At 48.6% G+C, this 18,989-nt stretch carries 24 protein-coding genes; 12 read left to right on the forward strand and 12 right to left on the reverse strand.

From position 1 onward, the window contains the following. Positions 1-7: 7 nt before the first annotated feature. Entirely contained in the window at positions 8-586 is a 579-nt protein-coding gene (locus AC55FS_RS00820) for a prepilin-type N-terminal cleavage/methylation domain-containing protein (RefSeq protein WP_496934164.1), read from the reverse strand. A 175-nt stretch (positions 587-761) separates the two neighbouring features. Further along, positions 762-2,945: a DNA helicase II gene (uvrD, locus tag AC55FS_RS00825; RefSeq protein ID WP_496934165.1), complete on the reverse strand. Its 2,184-nt coding sequence runs from the start codon at positions 2,943-2,945 to the stop codon at positions 762-764. 176 nt (positions 2,946-3,121) lie between these two features. On the opposite strand from uvrD, the gene AC55FS_RS00830 reads away from it, so the two are divergent. Both AC55FS_RS00830 and AC55FS_RS00835 read left to right on the forward strand, forming a co-directional pair. Next, a complete protein-coding gene (locus tag AC55FS_RS00830) occupies positions 3,122-3,982 on the forward strand; it encodes an SIS domain-containing protein (protein ID WP_496934166.1) in 861 nt (286 codons plus the stop codon). Positions 3,983-4,280: 298 nt separating this feature from the next. After that, positions 4,281-4,466: a PA3496 family putative envelope integrity protein gene (locus AC55FS_RS00835; RefSeq protein WP_496934167.1), complete on the forward strand. Its 186-nt coding sequence runs from the start codon at positions 4,281-4,283 to the stop codon at positions 4,464-4,466. 232 nt (positions 4,467-4,698) lie between these two features. On the opposite strand, the gene AC55FS_RS00840 is transcribed toward AC55FS_RS00835, so the two are convergent. Then, complete coding sequence (locus tag AC55FS_RS00840; RefSeq protein ID WP_496934168.1) at positions 4,699-5,166, reverse strand: DUF1203 domain-containing protein; 468 nt, start codon at positions 5,164-5,166, stop codon at positions 4,699-4,701. Between the two features lie 198 nt (positions 5,167-5,364). Here AC55FS_RS00840 and AC55FS_RS00845 point away from each other — a divergent pair, with 198 nt between their 5' ends. Both AC55FS_RS00845 and AC55FS_RS00850 read left to right on the forward strand, forming a co-directional pair. Beyond that, complete coding sequence (locus AC55FS_RS00845) at positions 5,365-6,201, forward strand: substrate-binding periplasmic protein (RefSeq protein ID WP_496934169.1); 837 nt, start codon at positions 5,365-5,367, stop codon at positions 6,199-6,201. A gap of 91 nt (positions 6,202-6,292) precedes the next feature. Then, positions 6,293-6,688: a tautomerase family protein gene (locus AC55FS_RS00850; RefSeq protein ID WP_496934170.1), complete on the forward strand. Its 396-nt coding sequence runs from the start codon at positions 6,293-6,295 to the stop codon at positions 6,686-6,688. 77 nt (positions 6,689-6,765) lie between these two features. Here AC55FS_RS00850 and AC55FS_RS00855 read toward each other — a convergent pair whose 3' ends face one another. Together AC55FS_RS00855 and AC55FS_RS00860 are read right to left on the reverse strand one after the other, a co-directional pair. Then, positions 6,766-7,236 carry a GNAT family N-acetyltransferase gene (locus AC55FS_RS00855; RefSeq protein ID WP_496934171.1) on the reverse strand — a complete coding sequence of 157 codons (471 nt, stop codon included), beginning with the start codon at positions 7,234-7,236 and terminating at the stop codon, positions 6,766-6,768. Positions 7,237-7,430: 194 nt separating this feature from the next. Then, entirely contained in the window at positions 7,431-8,339 is a 909-nt protein-coding gene (locus tag AC55FS_RS00860) for a LysR family transcriptional regulator (protein WP_496934172.1), read from the reverse strand. A 132-nt stretch (positions 8,340-8,471) separates the two neighbouring features. Between AC55FS_RS00860 and AC55FS_RS00865 the strand changes: the two genes are divergently transcribed. The 7 genes from AC55FS_RS00865 (at position 8,472) to AC55FS_RS00895 (ending at position 14,015) form a co-directional block, all read left to right on the forward strand. Then, complete coding sequence (locus tag AC55FS_RS00865; RefSeq protein ID WP_496934173.1) at positions 8,472-8,963, forward strand: DoxX family protein; 492 nt, start codon at positions 8,472-8,474, stop codon at positions 8,961-8,963. A gap of 136 nt (positions 8,964-9,099) precedes the next feature. Continuing rightward, the gene (locus tag AC55FS_RS00870; RefSeq protein WP_496934174.1) at positions 9,100-10,047 is read left to right on the forward strand and encodes a glutathione S-transferase family protein; all 948 of its coding nucleotides are present in this window, start codon (positions 9,100-9,102) and stop codon (positions 10,045-10,047) included. Between the two features lie 128 nt (positions 10,048-10,175). Beyond that, positions 10,176-10,697, forward strand: coding sequence for a GNAT family N-acetyltransferase (locus tag AC55FS_RS00875; protein WP_496934175.1), 522 nt, complete (start codon positions 10,176-10,178; stop codon positions 10,695-10,697). Positions 10,698-10,793: 96 nt separating this feature from the next. Continuing rightward, positions 10,794-11,129, forward strand: coding sequence for a 5-carboxymethyl-2-hydroxymuconate Delta-isomerase (locus AC55FS_RS00880; protein ID WP_496934176.1), 336 nt, complete (start codon positions 10,794-10,796; stop codon positions 11,127-11,129). Between the two features lie 154 nt (positions 11,130-11,283). Further along, positions 11,284-12,507, forward strand: a complete 1,224-nt coding sequence (locus tag AC55FS_RS00885; protein ID WP_496934177.1) for a M48 family metalloprotease — start codon at positions 11,284-11,286, stop codon at positions 12,505-12,507. A 113-nt stretch (positions 12,508-12,620) separates the two neighbouring features. Further along, a complete protein-coding gene (locus tag AC55FS_RS00890) occupies positions 12,621-13,073 on the forward strand; it encodes an NUDIX hydrolase (RefSeq protein WP_496934178.1) in 453 nt (150 codons plus the stop codon). A 177-nt stretch (positions 13,074-13,250) separates the two neighbouring features. Beyond that, positions 13,251-14,015 (forward strand): hypothetical protein, encoded by a 765-nt coding sequence (locus AC55FS_RS00895; protein WP_496934179.1) that lies wholly within the window; start codon positions 13,251-13,253, stop codon positions 14,013-14,015. A 159-nt stretch (positions 14,016-14,174) separates the two neighbouring features. Here the strand turns inward: AC55FS_RS00895 and AC55FS_RS00900 are convergent, their stop codons facing one another. The 4 genes from AC55FS_RS00900 to AC55FS_RS00915 all read right to left on the reverse strand — a co-directional run bounded on the left by AC55FS_RS00900 (position 14,175) and on the right by AC55FS_RS00915 (position 17,056). Then, positions 14,175-14,534 (reverse strand): DOPA 4,5-dioxygenase family protein, encoded by a 360-nt coding sequence (locus AC55FS_RS00900; protein WP_496934180.1) that lies wholly within the window; start codon positions 14,532-14,534, stop codon positions 14,175-14,177. Between the two features lie 110 nt (positions 14,535-14,644). Next, complete coding sequence (locus tag AC55FS_RS00905) at positions 14,645-15,913, reverse strand: ammonium transporter (RefSeq protein ID WP_496934181.1); 1,269 nt, start codon at positions 15,911-15,913, stop codon at positions 14,645-14,647. 48 nt (positions 15,914-15,961) lie between these two features. Beyond that, on the reverse strand, positions 15,962-16,300 hold the full coding sequence (gene glnK, locus AC55FS_RS00910; protein WP_496934182.1) for a P-II family nitrogen regulator: 339 nt from the start codon (positions 16,298-16,300) through the stop codon (positions 15,962-15,964). Positions 16,301-16,375: 75 nt separating this feature from the next. Further along, positions 16,376-17,056, reverse strand: coding sequence for a TorF family putative porin (locus AC55FS_RS00915; protein WP_496934183.1), 681 nt, complete (start codon positions 17,054-17,056; stop codon positions 16,376-16,378). Between the two features lie 358 nt (positions 17,057-17,414). On the opposite strand from AC55FS_RS00915, the gene AC55FS_RS00920 reads away from it, so the two are divergent. After that, complete coding sequence (locus tag AC55FS_RS00920; RefSeq protein ID WP_496934184.1) at positions 17,415-17,645, forward strand: accessory factor UbiK family protein; 231 nt, start codon at positions 17,415-17,417, stop codon at positions 17,643-17,645. Between the two features lie 6 nt (positions 17,646-17,651). Here AC55FS_RS00920 and AC55FS_RS00925 read toward each other — a convergent pair whose 3' ends face one another. The 3 genes from AC55FS_RS00925 to AC55FS_RS00935 form a co-directional block, all read right to left on the reverse strand. Then, the gene (locus AC55FS_RS00925) at positions 17,652-18,290 is read right to left on the reverse strand and encodes a YkgJ family cysteine cluster protein (RefSeq protein ID WP_496934185.1); all 639 of its coding nucleotides are present in this window, start codon (positions 18,288-18,290) and stop codon (positions 17,652-17,654) included. A gap of 78 nt (positions 18,291-18,368) precedes the next feature. Beyond that, positions 18,369-18,650, reverse strand: coding sequence for a putative quinol monooxygenase (locus AC55FS_RS00930; protein ID WP_496934186.1), 282 nt, complete (start codon positions 18,648-18,650; stop codon positions 18,369-18,371). Positions 18,651-18,669: 19 nt separating this feature from the next. Further along, a complete protein-coding gene (locus AC55FS_RS00935; RefSeq protein WP_496934187.1) occupies positions 18,670-18,954 on the reverse strand; it encodes a TfoX/Sxy family protein in 285 nt (94 codons plus the stop codon). Positions 18,955-18,989: the final 35 nt, after the last annotated feature.

An 18,989-nucleotide genomic window follows, 5' to 3' on the forward strand; every position in this document is an offset into this window, starting at 1 on the left:
AAGCGGGTTAACACGCTGGCAGCTGCGGATGCCGACCACAGAGTTGCACACTGCCATTGCGAGAGTCGTACTGAATGACCAGCTGGGCATTGAGGCGATTGGCGCTATCACCGCCCGCACGATAAACGTAGGAGCACACTCGGTTAGCGCTATGGCGATAGGCTTGGTAATCCAATGCCGCGCTGTTGTGGGCAACACTGGGTGCCTGCGCGAGCACCCCGGTCCAAATGCCGCTGCATCCGCGTGGCCCCCGGCCGATGTTTTCATTGCCATTGCCTTTATCAATGCCAATGGGAAAGCCTGAGTTATTGGTATCAACATTACCCTCGCCGAAGCCGCTCAGATTTTGCACCCGGCTGCGATGGCCCTGGCTAACAAATACTGTTTGCGCCAGCCGCACACCCGCTTGCAAAGCACCTGCCACACCCTGCACCTGAGCCAGCTCAGCCTCGCTACGCAACTGACTAAAGCGCGGCAGGGCAAAGGCCGCCAGCACAGCGATCAACAGCAGCACGATGACCAGCTCAACCAAGGTAAAACCCGCTATTGGGCGCCTCTTAAAGCACACCCCATGTCTGCAACCCATGCCACCCACTCATGTATCCAAATAACGGCGCGCATTATATAGAGCCGTGCACTGCGGTGGCTAAAAAGCGCTGGGCGGTAGTCATAGTGAGCGGGCTGGCCAGGTTTCACCGCCTTACATTGGAGAGCAGCAGCACTCACGGCAGTGCAGCATTATTTAGAGCTTTGCTGGCGAGTTACAACGGCTGCAATTTAGCAAAACTGACCACCAGCCATTTGCCACCGACCTCATCGAAATTGATTTGCACCCTTAGGCCAGGGCCCTGACCTTCAAACTGCAACACCGTGCCTTCGCCAAACATTTCATGGAATACCCGCTGACCGAGCTGAAACGGCAGCCCGGCGTCTAACATAGCAGGACGATCGGCGCGCGGTTTCTCACGTGCCGTTAACGGACGGCTAACGGTGTTTTTCAACCGCACTTCTTCCACTAGCTCGGAAGGGATCTCGCGAATAAAGCGCGAGGGCGTGCTGTAATTTTCTTGGCCGTGCAAACGCCGGCTTTCAGCATGAGTTAACACCAGCTTGTTCATCGCCCGGGTGATGCCAACGTAAGCCAGGCGGCGCTCCTCTTCCAGACCATCGGCATCGTCCATCGACATCTTATGCGGGAATAGTCCCTCTTCCATGCCGGTCAGTACTACCAGCGGGAATTCCAAACCCTTAGCCGAGTGCAGGGTCATCATTTGCACCGCATCTTCATGTTCATCGGCTTGGCCTTCACCGGCATCCAGGGCGGCATTGTCGAGAAACAAAGCCAGATCACTGGCGTCGGCGTCTTCATCAACTTCGTCATCGCTTTCAAACTGGCGCGCGGCGTTGATCAACTCGTCCAGGTTATCGAGCCGGGCCTGGCCCTTTTCGCCTTTTTCTTTGCGGTGATGCTCAATCAGGCCACTTTGCTCAATAGCCCGGTCAACGATTTCATGCAAATCCAGCTCGTCGATACCGGCGCTCATTTCGTCGATCAGATCGATAAAAGTCTGTATCGCGTTGGCAGCACGCTTCGGCACCATGCCTAACGACGCCACTTCCGCCGCTGCCTGCCACATGGAGCAGCCTTGCTCGCGAGCGTGGGAGCGCAGTACATCGACGGTTTTTTCACCAATGGCACGCGCCGGAACATTGATCACACGCTCCATGGCAGCATCGTCATGGCGATTAAGCAGCAAGCGCAAATAAGACGTGGCGTTTTTGATTTCTAGGCGCTCATAAAAGCGTTGACCACCATAAATTCGATAGGGAATGCCGGCGCGTAAAAAGGCTTCTTCCAAGGTGCGCGACTGGGCGTTGGAACGGTACAGCACGGCAAAATCGCGACGATCATGACCATTGCGGGCCCAGTCATCGACCAGATCCGCAATATAGCGAGCTTCATCCTGCTCGTTAAAAGCGCTGTAAAGGGAAATCTTATCGCCATCATCGCCGGTGGTTTTCAGCTCTTTACCGAGACGTCCCTGGTTGTTGGCGATGACGGCGTTGGCGGCATTCAAAATAGTGGCGGTGGAGCGATAGTTCATTTCCAGCTTGATCATCTCCGCCCCAGGAAAGTCATGCTGGAAGTTACGAATATTGTCGATGTTGGCGCCGCGCCAGCCGTAAATCGACTGGTCATCGTCGCCCACCGCCATCACCGACACCTGATTACCCGCCAACAGACGAATCCAGGCGTACTGGATATTGTTGGTATCCTGAAACTCGTCCACCAGAATATGGCGGAAGCGTTGCTGATAATGGGCCAGTAAATCCGGGTTGTTGAGCCACAGCTCATGGGCTCGCAGCAGGATTTCACCAAAATCGACCAAACCGTTCTGCTGACAGTTGTCTTGATACAGCTGATAGATTTCCTGCATGGTGCGAGCAAAGGGATCAGCCGACGGGATAACGTGGCCCGCACGGCGGCCCTCGTCTTTATGGCCATTGATATACCACTGCACCTGTTTGGGCGGATAGCGGCTGTCATCATAGTTATTGGCACGCATGATGCGCTTTACCAGCCGCAGTTGATCATCGCTGTCCAGCACCTGAAAGTACTGCGGCAAATTCGCTTCGCGCCAGTGCTGTTTTAACAACCGGTGCGCCAAGCCATGAAAGGTCCCCACCCACATGCCGTTACTGGGCACATCTAACAGTTGTTCTAAACGGCCACGCATTTCGCGTGCGGCCTTGTTGGTAAAGGTGACCGCCATCACCGCAAAGGGCGACACATGCTCAACCCCCAACAACCAGGCAATGCGCTGTACCAGCACCCGGGTTTTGCCTGAACCGGCACCGGCCAGTACTAACTGGTGCTTGGAACCGGCCGCTACGGCATTGCGTTGGCCATCATTTAACTGGTCGAGAAGTAATTCAATTTCCATAGGTGCCCCGGGGTAACAGACCTGAACCAGACGCGGCTGGCTGCGCCGCAGTCTAACAAAGACTGTACATTTATACATCTAGCGAGCCGAGCCCTGACGGCCAGCTGTATGGCAGCGAAGGCGCTAAACGGTGGTCTTCCGCCGGCGCTGCTCTATAATCGCCACAAACAGCCGAGATGCCGATCGTGAGTAATCGCCCCATTTTGAGTGAAATTGCCGCTGCCAAGAGCGGTCTGCGCAAGTCCGAAGTGAAGGTGGCCGAGTTCGTTCTGCAGGCACCGCAACAAGTCATGCATATGCGCATTGTTGACCTGGCACAGGAAGCTCAGGTCAGCGAGCCCACCATAGTGCGTTTTTGTCGTGCCATCGGCTGCAATGGTTTTCAAGAGTTTAAGGTACGCATTGCGCAGGAAATGGCCATCGCCAACAACATCGGCCAATTTGCCATTGCCGAAGACGATGGCATCGCCGATATCTGCGAAAAAATTGCCGATACCACCATTCAGCGTTTGCACCAGGTCAAATCACAACTGCAAACCGAGCAAATCAGTGCCGCTTCGGCTGCCATCAGTGGCGCCCAGCGGGTCGAATTTTATGGTTTTGGCGCCTCCGGTGCTGTCGCCATCGATGCACAACATAAATTCTTTCGCCTACAAGTCGCCACGGCGGCCTACAGCGACCCCCATATGCAGGCGATGTCGGCGGTGACATTAAGTGACCGTGACGTGGTGGTTGCCATTTCACAAAGTGGCCGCACCAAAGATCTGTTGCACTCGGTACAGCTGGCGCAGCAGCACGGTGCCCGAGTGGTGAGCCTAGCGCCTGCCAATACCGCCTTAAGCCAAGCGGCCGAGCTGCCCATTTATATCGACATCGAAGAAGATACCGAGAAGTTTACTCCTATGACTTCTCGCATTGCCCACCTGATGATCATCGACATGCTGGCGGTCGCCGTTACCCAGCGCCGCGGGCCCGAATTCGCTGAACACCTAAACGCCATCAAGCGCAGCATACGTTCGCTGCGATTAGAAAGCTGACCAATCAGTCTGGACATTTATAGCCAAGGCAAAGCCTTGTCCGGATTGTGACTGCGTATTTTTTCGTTAGTACAAAGGTGCTAACCAGACCGTAAAAACGTTGAGCTGTAATGACTTACAGGCAATTTATAAGGGCCTGACATTCGTTCAATGGCCGAATTGTCGCATTGGCGATGCGGATATTTGCTGTCATGCTTTTGCAACCAATAACAATAACAATCACAGAAGCCGGGTTCGCCCCAGATCGCTCTGTCAGACTTCTCTGAGAGTCTCTGTGAAGCCACAAAAGGAAAATACAATGGAAGCAGCTCTGAAAAATGCAGCCCATGAAGAAGTTGTATCGTTCGACCAGGAAGGCAATGTCGTTGTTAATAAAGACTGCCATATGTCGAAAAAATTGATGGCCCGGCGGGCGATTGAAGCTCACTTAGAGCGTAAGCGCCTAGAAAAAAACTTCGACGAGCATTACTTCGAAGATATGTAAAAGAAATCCGCTTAGCGGATTTTTTTGTATCTGCAGCAACCAATGCTGGTACGAAAGCGCCAGCATTGGTTGCTGATAGTAATTGCTCTATTTTTATTGGCCACCCGAAGTGGTTTTCTGTAGAAAACTCCCCGTTTCTATAGAAATAATCACAGAGCCTGTGCCATTTTTTAAAAACTGACGGTCGCCCGATATTCAGAATAAATAACACACTGACGTCAGAATTTTTGCTTTATGCTCGATAAACCGCGCAACTAAAGCATCCAGGTTTGGCATTGTGGATATGGATCATCTCAATGTCCGCATCCTCTAATTGCTGCTGAATTACTGCCACGAGATCATCCGGCTGCACCATCTCGGCGTATTTCATCATTTGCTGTTGATCGTAGGCTCGCAATGACAACATTCGATGACGTAACACGTCGGGAATTTCATTCACTTGCAAATTTGCCTGCAGCGCCTTCTCACGAACAAATATTGGCCCACTGGCACGGTAACAAGAGGTCCCCCCCAGGTGCTGATAGGGCAGCAACAATACCCGCTCACCCACTTCTGCCTCCTGCAACGATACCCGACAGGGGTAGCCAGGCTTAGCATCGGCCACCAGCCAGCGAGCATGGTGCTGACCTAACGCTTCGTTATCCCGCTGTAACCAAGGCTGAAATTGCTCTTTATCCAATGCAACAATTCGAAAATTCACGTTTGGCTCCTCAGTTGAATCGTTAGCTACTCAAGTGAATGCCTAGCTTACGCGATAGCAGGCTCGATACTGGCCAGAAACGGCACTGGCATCTTAGGGCCTCGATTCATCATCAAAGTTCACCAACAAATGCCATGCTGGGCTGTAGCTGCTCTAAACTAACAAGCAACACTCCTGTCTTTGCTTGATGAGATGCCCATGGTGAAAGGCCTGAGCACACTGTTGATGAGCACTAGCCGCTTGTACTGGTCCAAGTGGCTACTCATTGGCCTATTGCTGTGCTGTTGCAGCCGAAGCTGGTCCGAACCATCCACCCTACTGGCCTGTGAAGATGGAACATGGCCGCCGTACAGTTATGTCCAGTCTGATCAAATAAAAGGGGCCAGTATCGAGTTCCTACACGCATTAACCAGCCAAGTTGGACTGCAGCTGGACTTTCGATTGATGCCATGGAAGCGCTGCCTTGCTCAGGTTCTGGCTTACCCCCATACCAAGATGGAAGTCTTTATCAATGGCAGTACGAACCCAGAGCGAATGCAAAGTTATTTGCGAACCCTGCCGATATTCAAAACCCGCCGTGGTTATGTCTTTCACAAAAAACATCTAAGCAAGCTCGATCGCATCAACTCGGTCAAAGACCTCAATGCCTTTCGTATTTGCGGAGTACTGGGTTACAACTACCAACACGAAATCGATCACGGCCTTACTGCGGGTATCAATACCAGTGCCACAGATGTTCAACAGGCTATTAATCGCGTGCAAACCGATAAATGCGATGTTTTCCTCGCCTCATTCGAAGTCATCGAAGGCGGGTTGCATATCGGTGTGCTACGGGCTAACGATCAAATTCTTGTTCGTCCAACTCCAAACATAGAAGCCATCGACGTGCATTACTGGATCACCCGTTCTTCACCCAGATCACAGTGGTTACTGGATCAATTCAATCGTGCTATTAAGGAGATGCAAGATAACGGAGAAAGTGATCGTATATTCAAGCGCTATTTAGAAAGTGGCGATGGCATCGAGACAGATTAGTCACTCGATACAGTAGCATTCAACCCTCGAACACTGGTATAAGAAGGAACATCATCGACACATTTCAATACCGTAAAAAGGATTTTCACCGATGCCAAGCGTATTAATAGAAACACGTCAGAGCTATTCTGCCCACTTTGAAAGTTGTTTGATGGAAGCGGTACATGGCGCTATTCAAAAGGCATTTCGTATTCTTCCACATGATAAACACGTACGCTTGATATGTCATGAACCTCATCGCTTCATATGCCCTCCAGGAAAGTCTGAGCCTGAAAAATATATTCACATTAGCATTGATTGTTTTTCCGGCCGTTCCATTCAGGCTAAACGCGATTTGTATCAAAACATTGTCATGAATCTTGAAGATCTTGGTATCGCCAGAGATCACGTAAAAATATTATTGCGAGAAATTAGTTCAGAAAACTGGGGAATACGTGGAGGACAGGCTGCCTGTGATGTAGAACTAGGATTCAAAGTTGACGTTTAATCATAGAATTCGGTGTAAAGCCAGGAAGGCCCGATAGGTCCCTCCAATGAGTAACATCCAATATAATCATCAAACCTTTAGACAAGTTCGGACAGCTTTATAGACAATATAATATCGTCGTCATAGTTACTGCCGTGTTCGACAAAACCAAGCTTTTTATAAAAGTTGGCAGCCTTTTGTGCTTCAGGATGGTGAGCAACACGCAATTCGCTAAAACCTTCCTTTAATAACTCAGCAGCAATCGCCTTGATGGCGTTCTCACCTATGCCCTGGCGTTGAGACTGTGGTCTAACAACCAGATGATGGAGTTCAGCAATATGCTCGGCTTCAGGCTGCAGCAAATAGTCGTCTTTATAGCTAGGTCCAAAACAGGTGAAACCTACCGCCTCGCCCTGGTATTCAATCAGAACGCTTTTAATACAATCATTGGCAACGCTATCGCCAATCCAATGGGTATTGTAGTGTAAATAAAACAGGTCAGGCTTATCGGCACGAATATGCAACGCCAGGTGGGCGTTTTCGGACGTAATAGGAACTAATTTATGCAAAATATTATTCTCATTTTAAGTTGAGGTTTTAGCTAGCAGAGCAAGAAGTCGGGCGACAGCCAGTCACTCGACAATGAAAGAGCGACAACACAATCAAACAGCCCCATGCCTGCTAGCCGGATGGGCATTATGCTAATGGGCAACGGATATGCAATATTGAATTTATCATTTTCAAGTAAATATGTCTGAGTTGATCAATAATCATCCCAATAGGGCTGCTCACCAAAATAGTCAGTGACGAACTCGATAAATGCCTGCAATTTAGGAGCTAACAACTTTCGATGTGGATAAACAGCATACAAGCCCAGTGTTGCAGGTTCATGCTCTGGCAGCATGATTTTTAGCTTACCTTGTTTCAGCGCGTCACCAACGATAAAGGTTGGCTGTAACACATAGCCTTCTCCAGCAATGGCTGCTTCCATTAACAGCTGGCCATTATTAACAACCATAGGGGATGAACCCTGTTGACTGTACTGTTTTAGCACCGTCATTAAGTGTGATTGGCTATCGGAGTATTCCATATAGCTATAGTGCAAAAAATGTTCTGCGTGTAAATCATCGGGACTGTTTGGCATACCATACTGATGGAGATATTCGGGCGCAGCGCACAGCACCAAACGAATGGGGGCAATTTTTTTGGCGATTAAAGACGAGCTTTTGAGCTGGCCAATCCTTAATACCACATCAAAGCCTTCTTCCACCACATCCACTTTGCGATCACCCAGCTCGAGATTTATACGAACATCCGGATGACGCTGTTTAAACTCGCGTATCAGATTCGGCAAATGCAAGGTAGCAAAGGATACCGGTGCCCCCATACGAAGAGTTCCGGTTGCCGCGTTATGATATTGACTGAAATGGTTCTCCATATCGGTGTAGCTTTCCAATATGCGCCTTGCATGTAATACGCATTGCTCTCCCTCTTCCGTCAGGTGAACGCGTCGTGTGGTGCGGTTAAACAAGCGCACATTAAGCTGCCGCTCCAGCTCGGATACGTATTTGCTCACCAGTTGATTGGAGCTACTGAGCTTATCAGCCGCGCGAGTAAAGCCACCTTCCTCGGCTACTGCCAGCAGCGCCTTTAACAGTTCTAGTCGATCCATACTGACTCATTGCAAACATAATGTTGGTAATCATCCCATAGTAGCCGCATTTATCCTCAAAGAACTAAGGAATAACATGACCTCAAGCTAATAGAGCAAAGGGCTCTAGCCAAACAACCCGAGGACATGAGCATGAAAAACTTCACCCTGAATTCTATCTTCCGTTCAAACGCCGGCCTGGCCGCCACAGTACTGAGAGTACCCGTTGGCGTCATTCTCGCTGTGCACGGCGCACAAAAGCTATTTGCTTGGTTTGGCGGCTACGGCCTTGAAGGCACCGGCCAGTGGATGGCCAGCATTGGACTGGAGCCAGGGTTTTTAATGGCACTTGCAGCGGGCAGCGCCGAGTTCTTTGGCGGCCTGGCATTGGTGGCCGGCATATTAACTCGTCCAGCCGCTGCGTTAAGCGCTTTTACTATGCTGGTTGCGATCTTCAGCGTTCACTTCAGCAACGGCCTGTTGCTAAGCAACAATGGCTACGAATATGCACTAGCCTTATTTGCAGCCACCTTAGCTCTGACCCTACAAGGTGCAGGCCGCTTTGCCATCGATAACTGGCTGGCCGAGCGTTTGGGTACGACCAACACCACGCACCATACGCAAGTACAGCAGCAATTGGCCTAGTCATCCCGGCCCTCTCGACGCCGGGAGGGCATCGCTATAAGTACAACACCATGTGCCATACACAGGCACAGCAACAATAGGCCTAATCATCCCGACCCTCTCGACGCCGGGAGGGCACCACTTTGAGGACAACACCATGTTAGTAAACGGCAAATGGCAGGAAAACTGGCAGCCCGTGCAAAACAAAGACGAAAAAGGACGTTTTATTCGGCAAACGTCGTCTTTTCGTCACTGGATTACCGCTGACGGCTCAGCAGGACCAACAGGCGATGCGGGCTTTAAAGCAGAAAAAGATCGTTATCATCTTTATGTTGCCTATATTTGCCCTTGGGCCAGTAGAACCCTGATGGCACGGTCGTTAAAAGGCCTTGACGATATCATTAGTGTCTCAGTTGTTAACCCACAATTGGGTGATCAAGGCTGGCAATTTGGCGGCTTCGATGGCAGTGACAACGATCACCTAAATCAGGCCAACTATTTGCACCAGATATACACTCAGGTCGACCCCGACTATACCGGGCGGGCGACCGTACCGGTACTGTGGGATAAAAAGACCAAGACCATAGTCAACAACGAATCGGCAGACATTGTTCGTATGTTTAACAGCGCCTTTTCTGACCTAGTTCAACAAGGGCCTGATTTAGTTCCGGCCGAGCTATCAGCGGACATTGATGAGCTAAACAGCTACATTTACACCGACTTAAATAATGGTGTATATCAAGCGGGCTTTGCCACCACACAGGAGGCCTATGAAGAAGCCTATGACAAAGTATTTAATGCGCTTGATGCCATGGAGAAAAGACTCAGTGACGAACGTTGTTATCTCTTTGGCAAGCAACTAACCGAGTCAGATTTAAGACTTTTTGTCACCTTGATTCGTTTTGACCTGGCCTATCATGGTCTTTTTAAATGCAATCGAAATCAGTTAAAAGACATGCCATTTTTGCACGCCTACATGCAGCGGATACTGGCGATCGATGGCATCCAACAAACGGTCAATGTTACCCATATCAAAGCCGGCTATTACTCCATTAAGGCGCTCAACCCTAATGGCATAGTACCGGTAGGCCCATCTAGCATTTAACTCGATTTGGCAGGCCAAACAACCTGCCACGAGTCTGCTCAATATAATTATCTTTACAAGCTGCCAACCAATAGGATTAAAAACAAACAGTTGTGGCATAATGCCGTATTTTAGATAGGTAGCAAGGCATGCCAAACCTCAATGGATTGATATTAACCGACATCACCAACTATGACTTGGACGAGTTGGTGAACTTCTTGGTAAACGGTCATTGGCCTTATCATGGCAAAGTTCAACATACCGTCGAGTCAGCAACAGCATCAGCGCAAGCTGCCTTGGAGGATGAATACAGTCGTTTATTTTGGCTCCGTCGCCTACCGGATAATGCTCTGATTGGTTTTGTACGCCTAGAAGAGCTCGACGAAATCACGCCCGTATTTGATTTGCGTATCGCTAACTCTTATCGTGGCCAGGGTATGGGAAAACAAGCGTTACTTTTACTGCAAGATTATGTATTTTCTCAGACGGATAAGCACCGTTTAGAAGGTCATACCCGTGCCGACAATATGGCGATGCAGAAAGTATTCGAATCCATCGGTTGGGTGCGTGAAGCCTACTATCGCAAAGTCTGGCCCACGGCAGAAGGGCACTACTCCGATGCGGTGGCTTATGCGGTGTTAAAAGACGAAGTCAACATACCCAATGAATAACGCCCAAAAGTAAGGCAGCTGCACGGCATAGTCAGGACCTAGGCCCTGCTTAGTGTTAAGCTGCGAATTTGCATTTATTTATGATAAGGACATTCTATGCCCCACTGCATTGTTGAACACTCACATGATCTTTCAGCCAGCAGCCTAGTCGATAAAGTCTATCAAGGTGCTGTTGCATCTGAGCTGTTTTCTATAGAAGGCAGTGATATTAAGGTTCGCTCTATTCCTTACTCCCACTACAAGACCGGCAGCGTAGATATTAGCTTTGTACACGTCACCGTTAGAATTCTGCCAGGCAGAACTGCAGAGCAGAAGTCAAAGCTTTCTAATCTAGTATTAGAGCAGGTCAAACAAACAGTCAGCGCCCGTTGTTCGCTGTCAGTGGAAGTAGTCGATATCGACGGCGATAGTTATTCCAAGATTGTTGTTTAGTGAAGATCCTGTCATTTCTAACCTTTCGCTTGCTTCATAGTAAATCTTCGGCACAATGCACGCTCTTTCTAGCTACCCAATATAAAAGAAAGAATTGAGTTGACGACTCAAGAATATGCAGCCATGAACTTTAGGGAAATCACTAGGTACAACAATGACGAACTTAGTCTATAAAAATGAAAAATCTCTACTAACCATAGTCACTATAATATCATTATTTTTTTGGATACCACTTATCGCTATAACATTTGGTACGGTATTGATTTATGTTCTCATCGGTTTTTTGTTTTTCTTGTTCGCACAAGCAGCCTTTATTTCACAAATTAAGGGAACAGCGATAAAGATAGGGAGCAAACAATATCCAGAGATTCATCAGGCAGTGAAGCAATGTTGCGACAAGGTTGGATTACAGGATGCACCCGATGTGTACATCATGCGAACAGGATTTTTTAATGCATTGGCCACCCGATTCCTGGGGAAGAACTTTGTCGTGCTATACAGTGATGTATTAGACGCCTTAAAGGACCAGCCAGGCGCTCTAAATTTTTACATCGGGCACGAGCTTGGCCATATACATAGGAAACACTTAACCTGGGGAATATTGAAGTTTCCAGGAGCTATGTTCCCCGTTATTGGGCCTGCTCTGCGTCGAGCAGAAGAATATACTTGTGATCGGTATGGTGTCATCTGCTGCACATCCGAGCAGGACATAAAAGCAGCCTTGGCGGCAATGGCTGCAGGCGATACACACTGGCAGTCTATGAACATCGAGGCATACTCAGAGCAAGTTGCAATGACTTCCGGGTTTTGGATGTCGTTTAATGAATTAACGTCCGACTACCCTTGGTTAACTAAGCGCGTAGCAACCGCAGTAGCTTTGTTTAAAGGTACAGAGATAAAGCACCCAAGTCGTAGTATTCTTGCTGGTTTACTCTCAATATTTGTTCCCAGAACGGGTAGGAACAGTGGCACAGCCGGTGGCCTGATATCTTTCTTTATGGTTATAGCTTTGGTAGGGATTCTGGCAGCGGTTGCCATCCCGGCTTATAAAGAATATATGGAACGAGCTAAATACAACTTAGTATTTTCTGAACTGAACAGAATCAAATCTGATGTCTCCGATTATCTTGTTGAGAATAGAAAGTGGCCAAAATCCATGCAGGATCTTGGGTACAGCAGCAAGGAAATTAGTAATGAGAAACATAAGTATCGCATCAGTCTACGGTATGAAGGAACTCTTGCTGCCAATGTCGGAACATCTCTTGATGGTGAGGTTCAATACCTAATCGTTGAACCCGCCCTAGTTGACGGAAGCTTGGAGTGGAAGTGTTATTCCAAAAATATCAAGGAAAACCTTATTCCGCCTAACTGTCGGTAATATTCATTTACGTCTTACCATCCTGACGAAGTAGTACCAATCCACAAACAGACATCTATAGATGTCTGTTTGTGGAATTTTGACAGAAAGAAACGACATTCGAGGAGTCTCCGATGAGAAGACCAAAATCCATCAATACCTTCTTATATCAGCTTCAGAACGGCCAACCTAGTTACCTGCTATTACAACGCAATGCCCGCCTAGGTTTACCTGAGTTTTGGCAAGGCATCACTGGTGCTCTAGAAGATGATGAATCCTATATACAAGCAGCCGCACGAGAAGTTTTAGAAGAAACGGGCTTATCACCCAATCAATTCTTTGATGTAAATCATGAATACAGCTACGCAATAAAGGATGAGTGGCGTTGTATGTACGGTGACGGCCCGTCAAAGATTGTTGAAAAGGTCTTCTGTGCTGAAGTGTTTGAAAATCCACAACTATCAGACGAACATTGTGGTTTTCGTTGGTGCAGCAAAGCTGAAGCACTGGAGCTATTGAGCTTTGAGGACAACAAGCAAGCTCTTATAGCCGTAAATAGTTTCATTCGCGAGAAGCATTATAGATAGACATCGAACAAAGCTCTTACTAGTGGAGGCACGAGACTAAATCCAAGTGAATTTCCGTTTCTCATTTGCTAAATCCTGGCTACCACTAGAGAGACTTAGCTCGAGCAACATGCGAGACTGAAACATTACTATCTACATCAGAAATTAACAAATAAAATCGGACTCAAGGGCACTTAAATGAGACATCAAAAAACACCATTAACAACTATATCATCGAAATTACTAATACTGTTAAGCTCAGATTGTTACTCAGAAGCAATAAACCACCAAAAAATATTCAAACAAGAACCAATAATAGAACAAAGAGATGAGATGAAGTTAGCGAAATCTGCTATCGACATTATGTCTGTTATAGAAGCCAACAGATCCATTTCTGATTTTTGCTCAGACCAATTTGATAGCCAAGGGGATAAATTTGACTTTCACTTCTTCGCCTGGGAATCATCGAACTTTGTGGAAATATCATCTGCTAAATCAATATGGGAAACATCAAAAAATATTGACAGAAAAGAAATACGGTCTCAATGGCTAGATAATCAAAAAGAGTTCTTTTTTAGATTTAGCGGCAAAAGCAAAGATGAAACCAGAGACATCTGCATTAGATTTGCACACCAGCTAAGAGACAAAGAACTAAGATTCGATCACAAGATGCCTGAAGAATCGCTAGCAATGAAATCGTACTTCCATGACAACCTGATCAATAAAAATGCAGAAAGAGATAACGACATGATAACTGGGTGTGTAATATCAACCCATAATGAAGGTGGTGAAGACCTTAAAACCATCCTAAATATGTGCAAATGTTCGATATCAAATCTGATTCAGATTGCATCAGACGATGATATTTCCAGTTTGATTAACGACCCTATACAAGCCTATGAAAAACCATGGTTTGGCGAGTACGAAACTCGCCTAGAAAAATGCATAAACCAGACTAAATAGAAACCCACCCTACACCTTGATGTTTTTTGTGTTTTTTCGCTGCCATTACGGCAGCATTTTCAGAACCGGAAAATTCTTAACAAGAAGAATACCAAATTTTATGCGCAAGCTAGGCTCTTAGAAAACTCATAAGCACAAGCAAGTAGTCGAATAGTCAAGCTAGCCTAATGTCTCTAGTTTTAACGACAAAGGCTGGCCTAACCACAAAGCCTGATCGGTATGGGCCAGATATTCATCATCAATAACGGGATGCACCAATACATCAAGGCCCTGGCGGTGCTGTTCTAACCACTGGACGACATGGTCACGATCGTCGCTGGCAAACACCACTTCAAACATGGGCTTAGTATGCGGGCCTACTTCTCGTTCACGCAAAGTGGATACTCGTGCGCAAGATAACTGCTGTTTGGCCTGTTCACGCACCGCTCTGGCAGTGGCAATGGCGCTTAAGTCAAAATAAACGTGGGCATGAAAGTCTTCGCGAATCATGGTCAGGCCTGAAGAGTGATAAGTGCCCACATTATACCTGCTTCTTATCTGTTGCACCCATTGGCACAAAAAAGCGGCCCGAAGGCCGCTAAACTTTTTATGATTATGCTCGCTGCTTTTTTGTCAGCGTTTATGGGGCTTTATTTTGAGGCAGTAAACTCAGGGTATGCTTCCATACCGCACTCAGACAGATCCACACCTTCGTATTCGTCTTCTTCGCTGACGCGTAAACCCATCACCGCTTTGATCACCATCCACACGATCAGAGAGGTAACGAAGACCCAAGCAAAGATGGTAACGGCACCGGCGAGCTGACCAGAAAAGCTGGCGCCATCGTTCGTTAAAGGTACCACCAGCAAACCAAACAGGCCGACCACACCGTGCACGGAAATGGCACCCACCGGATCATCAATTTTGATTTTATCCAGCGTTAGAATGGACATCACCACAATTAGGCCACCCACAAAACCAATCAAAGTCGCTACCAAAGGCGTTGGGGTTGAAGGTTCTGCGGTAATCGCTACCAGGCCAGCCAACGCACCGTTGAGCGCCATGGTGAGATCCGCTTTGCGGAACAGTAAATACGCCAGTAACAGCGCGCCAATCAAACCACCAGCAGCCGCAGCATTGGTATTAAGGAACACCACAGCCACAGAGTTGGCATTGGCAATATCGCCAAGCTTTAATACAGAGCCGCCGTTAAAACCGAACCAGCCCATCCACAGAATAAAGGTACCTAAGGTGGCCAGTGGCAAATTAGCACCAGGAATAGCGCGTACTTCGCCGTTAGGGCCGTATTTGCCTTTACGTGCGCCCAGCAATATCACGCCAGCCAGCGCCGCTGCTGCACCCGCCATATGCACAATGCCAGAGCCGGCAAAGTCAGAAAACCCTAAGTCGCCTAGGTTATACAGGCCAAATACGTCGTTGCCACCCCAGGTCCAGCCACCTTCCATTGGATAAATAACACCGGTTAGTACCACGGCAAATGCTAGGAAGGCCCACAATTTCATGCGCTCAGCGACGGCTCCCGACACAATCGACATAGCGGTGGCTACAAATACGACTTGGAAGAAGAAATCAGACGCCGTTGAATAGATCGCACCACCCTGGAAGCCATCTTCACGCGCTGCATAGTCAGCCAGCACAGCTGCGCTATCAACATCGGTAATGCCTTGGAGGAAATAACCGCCGCCATACATCAACTCATAACCACACACCAAATACATGGTGCAAGCAATGGCAAACAAGGCAACGTTTTTCGTTAGAATTTCGGTGGTATTTTTAGAGCGGACCAGACCCGCTTCCAGCATGGCGAAACCTGCCGCCATCCACATTACCAGGGCGCCACACACCAAAAAATAAAAGGTGTCCATGGCGTACTGAAGTTCATAAATATTGTTTTCCATATTAAGCCCCCCGCATCAGGCTTGATATTGACGGTTACCGAACTGGTTTTAGATTGCGTCTGCGCCGGTCTCGCCGGTACGGATACGAATCACTTGTTCGAGAGTCGTTACGAAAATCTTGCCGTCACCAATTTTTCCGGTGTTGGCCGCTTTGGTAATCGCTTCAATGACTTTTTCGGTCAGCTCTTCCGTGACAGCCACTTCAATTTTTACTTTGGGCAGAAAATCCACCACATATTCCGCACCACGATACAGCTCGGTATGACCCTTTTGGCGACCAAAGCCTTTTACCTCGGTCACTGTGATGCCTTGTACACCGATCTCGGACAGCGCTTCGCGCACATCGTCCAGCTTGAACGGCTTAACCACAGCAGTAATGAGTTTCATAGGAAAACTCCTTTTGTTGGAATGCTTGCGTTATTTTCGTTGGCCCATGCGGGGGCACGGGCCATTGTATGCCTTTTACAACTCGATAGGCAGGCTATAACTAACCACCACTTTCATATCTTCATCGAAACCTTCTTCGCCTTTATCTAAATCGGCGTCCTGGGCGACAATTTTGCTCAACGTAAACGACAGGTTGTCGTTGTAGGCGTAGCTCAGGTCTAGGTGGGTGTATTCTGCCGAGTCATCTTCGCTGTGCATTTGAAAACCCAAAGTTGCAGAAAAGCTGCCCATTTCACCGCCCAAGGTGGCGTAACTGGCGTTTTCATCACCCGCCAGCACGTAGTAATAAGCGGCAGATACCGGTCCGTATCCCAATGACACAATTAAATCGCTGGCTTCAAAGGTGTTACCGCGACCATTTTCTTCATCGTTGCCGGGATAGACGTAAGTCCAAGCACTGACATCGTAAGAGAAGTCACCGGCCTCGCCGCCATAGCCCAGGTACAAGTCATACTCCTGGCCTAAAGTACTGTCACCACTGGAGGTCCAGACACCAGCGTAGGCTCCGCCCATGCCGACTGTCAGATCACCCGACACTGCAGCCGAGCCTTCGCCCAAATCCTGCCCACGCCACAAATACATGTTGGCGATGGCAGCAGAAGCTGATACATCGACCTCAGCCTGGGTGGTGTGAGCAAGTAACAGGCTGGCTGATACAACACTGGTCAAAGCCATGGCTTGTGACAGTTTTTTCATGGTTGTCCTTCCTTCCAATTTATTATGAACAGCGAAATCGTCGTTCCCGGATGCACCGGATTATTCTTTGGCTGTTCTATAGCAGCGGTTGTGCCAATTTAAAAATAGTTAATCAAATCAGTTACTTAGAGACTTAGCGGGGGCTTTCTAAGAATATCGTCCGAGACATAGTGCCGATATCTCTGTTTTTCGCACCAGAATAAAGCAGACTAAATACGCCATGCGCACCAAAACAAAGCAAAGCATTCGCACTTGCCGTGGGGTGGTCACTTGCCTGCCTGTGGATAAGCATCACGGATGCGGTTCGATGGCAAAAAGCACCGTGCTACTATGCGCTTTTTTGATATTGGAGATGATCATGGGCCCAGATGTTATTGCTCAGCGCGTCCAACAGTTGCTGCAGCAAAGCCCCTTTGCCTCGTTGGGCGACGATATGCAACAGCTACTGCAAGCGCGCCTGCAAGCCATGCTAGCCAATATGAACTTAGTGACGCGGGAAGAGTTTGATGCTCAATGTGAGGTGCTAGCGCGCACCCAAGCTAAGTTAGCCGAGTTAGAACAGCGCTTGCAGGAACTGCAGCAACCATAAGCGCGGTCAGTGAAAGGCTTGGCTGATGGCCGTTATTATATCGGCCGTCGGTTGTTGCCAAAATTCATCGTCCGGAAAACGCTGGTAAATATCCAAAACCAACACCGCCTGTTGAGATGGCCGAGGTGGCTGTAGGGCTTCTGGCAACGCTCCTTTATGCTGTTGCCACCAGTGTCGAATGGCGGCAATGCGATCCAACTGCTGTTGCTCCTGGGGCGTGACCTGATTCAATTGCCACTGCTGGCTGCTAGCAGCAATGTCTGGGTGCTGTTGTTGGTCTTCTGCCACCGTTGAAATGGCAAATATCCGACAATCAAATTGACGACAGGTGGTCGGACGCTGAGCGTAAATGCTGCAGCCTTGCTGATACATGGGGCAGTGGCCGCGCTCATCAAAGCCCATGACTTCAAAGCCGTCGGGCAGCCCAGGGGCACGAAAACGCAACTCTTGGGCAATGGCTTGCTTAGCCGCTGTGTCTTGTGGACGAATCAGAATAAACATGGATGACTGGCAACACGCGGCGCAATCACCACAAGGAACGTCCAAATCGCTCAGTTCGGTGCGACAGCGCTGGTAATCGTTCAGCCAGTCGCTGACGGAGTCAATCAGACGTATCGAAGATCCGGCATTGGCAGAAGACGACATAAACACAGCGGTCCGTAAAAGTGGCTCTGCATTCTAGCGTCCTACCGGCCACTGTCCAGCCAGGCCATCTTTGGCCTGTTATTCAACGTAATAATTTCCGCTGGGCGGCGCGGCAAATAGGCTCATCGCCGCTTGCATATCGTCCTTAGGGAATCCGGCGATGGACTGCTGATGAGCTTCCACCGATTGCCATTTTTCAATCACCACAAAGCTATCCGCGTTGTCTTGATGCTGGAGTACTTCACAGCTCAAACAGCCCTCTGAGCCACGAATGTAGGGCAATAACGACAATAAAAACTGATGCAATGCCTGCTCTTGCTGCGGCGCTGCACGAAATTCGTTAATACGGGTAATCGCCATGGTATATCCTTTATGAGTGTTAACGAGTTGACGAACAAGCCTGGCCCCATTGCTGATGCCACTGCTCTAGTTCGGCCAGTAACCTATGCTTATCGGTACGCGCAACCTCTTGCCAGTGACGCCCTTCCAGCGCTCCGACCAGAGCGTATAAAAAGTTCAGGCTGGGTTTGGGAGTTAAGCTTTGCAAACGCACAAAGGCAGCGATAGCGCCTAGCTCGCGCAGCTGTTGCTCACTTTCAATACCTACGGCGCTGAGTTGCTGCGCTGATTTAACGCCCAGGCCGGGCAGCTTGGCCAGTGACATAAGACTCCATCAAACCTGAGGGCCGCAGCCCTCAT

Source organism: Bacterioplanes sp. CLAM21, assembly GCF_059641015.1.

Bases quoted from the DNA above. Each gene is read 5' to 3' on its own strand.
- AC55FS_RS00880 (WP_496934176.1), top strand. From the start codon at position 10,794: ATGCCCCACTGCATTGTTGAACACTCACATGATCTTTCAGCCAGCAGC.
- AC55FS_RS00905 (WP_496934181.1), bottom strand. From the start codon at position 15,913: ATGGAAAACAATATTTATGAACTTCAGTACGCCATGGACACCTTTTAT.
- AC55FS_RS00930 (WP_496934186.1), bottom strand. From the start codon at position 18,650: ATGGCGATTACCCGTATTAACGAATTTCGTGCAGCGCCGCAGCAAGAG.
- AC55FS_RS00925 (WP_496934185.1), bottom strand. From the start codon at position 18,290: ATGTCGTCTTCTGCCAATGCCGGATCTTCGATACGTCTGATTGACTCC.
- uvrD (WP_496934165.1), bottom strand. From the start codon at position 2,945: ATGGAAATTGAATTACTTCTCGACCAGTTAAATGATGGCCAACGCAAT.
- glnK (WP_496934182.1), bottom strand. From the start codon at position 16,300: ATGAAACTCATTACTGCTGTGGTTAAGCCGTTCAAGCTGGACGATGTG.
- AC55FS_RS00915 (WP_496934183.1), bottom strand. From the start codon at position 17,056: ATGAAAAAACTGTCACAAGCCATGGCTTTGACCAGTGTTGTATCAGCC.
- AC55FS_RS00885 (WP_496934177.1), top strand. From the start codon at position 11,284: ATGACGAACTTAGTCTATAAAAATGAAAAATCTCTACTAACCATAGTC.
- AC55FS_RS00870 (WP_496934174.1), top strand. From the start codon at position 9,100: ATGTTAGTAAACGGCAAATGGCAGGAAAACTGGCAGCCCGTGCAAAAC.
- AC55FS_RS00830 (WP_496934166.1), top strand. From the start codon at position 3,122: ATGCCGATCGTGAGTAATCGCCCCATTTTGAGTGAAATTGCCGCTGCC.
- AC55FS_RS00895 (WP_496934179.1), top strand. From the start codon at position 13,251: ATGAGACATCAAAAAACACCATTAACAACTATATCATCGAAATTACTA.
- AC55FS_RS00860 (WP_496934172.1), bottom strand. From the start codon at position 8,339: ATGGATCGACTAGAACTGTTAAAGGCGCTGCTGGCAGTAGCCGAGGAA.
- AC55FS_RS00920 (WP_496934184.1), top strand. From the start codon at position 17,415: ATGGGCCCAGATGTTATTGCTCAGCGCGTCCAACAGTTGCTGCAGCAA.
- AC55FS_RS00875 (WP_496934175.1), top strand. From the start codon at position 10,176: ATGCCAAACCTCAATGGATTGATATTAACCGACATCACCAACTATGAC.
- AC55FS_RS00935 (WP_496934187.1), bottom strand. From the start codon at position 18,954: ATGTCACTGGCCAAGCTGCCCGGCCTGGGCGTTAAATCAGCGCAGCAA.
- AC55FS_RS00865 (WP_496934173.1), top strand. From the start codon at position 8,472: ATGAAAAACTTCACCCTGAATTCTATCTTCCGTTCAAACGCCGGCCTG.
- AC55FS_RS00850 (WP_496934170.1), top strand. From the start codon at position 6,293: ATGCCAAGCGTATTAATAGAAACACGTCAGAGCTATTCTGCCCACTTT.
- AC55FS_RS00835 (WP_496934167.1), top strand. From the start codon at position 4,281: ATGGAAGCAGCTCTGAAAAATGCAGCCCATGAAGAAGTTGTATCGTTC.
- AC55FS_RS00820 (WP_496934164.1), bottom strand. From the start codon at position 586: ATGGGTTGCAGACATGGGGTGTGCTTTAAGAGGCGCCCAATAGCGGGT.
- AC55FS_RS00890 (WP_496934178.1), top strand. From the start codon at position 12,621: ATGAGAAGACCAAAATCCATCAATACCTTCTTATATCAGCTTCAGAAC.
- AC55FS_RS00845 (WP_496934169.1), top strand. From the start codon at position 5,365: ATGGTGAAAGGCCTGAGCACACTGTTGATGAGCACTAGCCGCTTGTAC.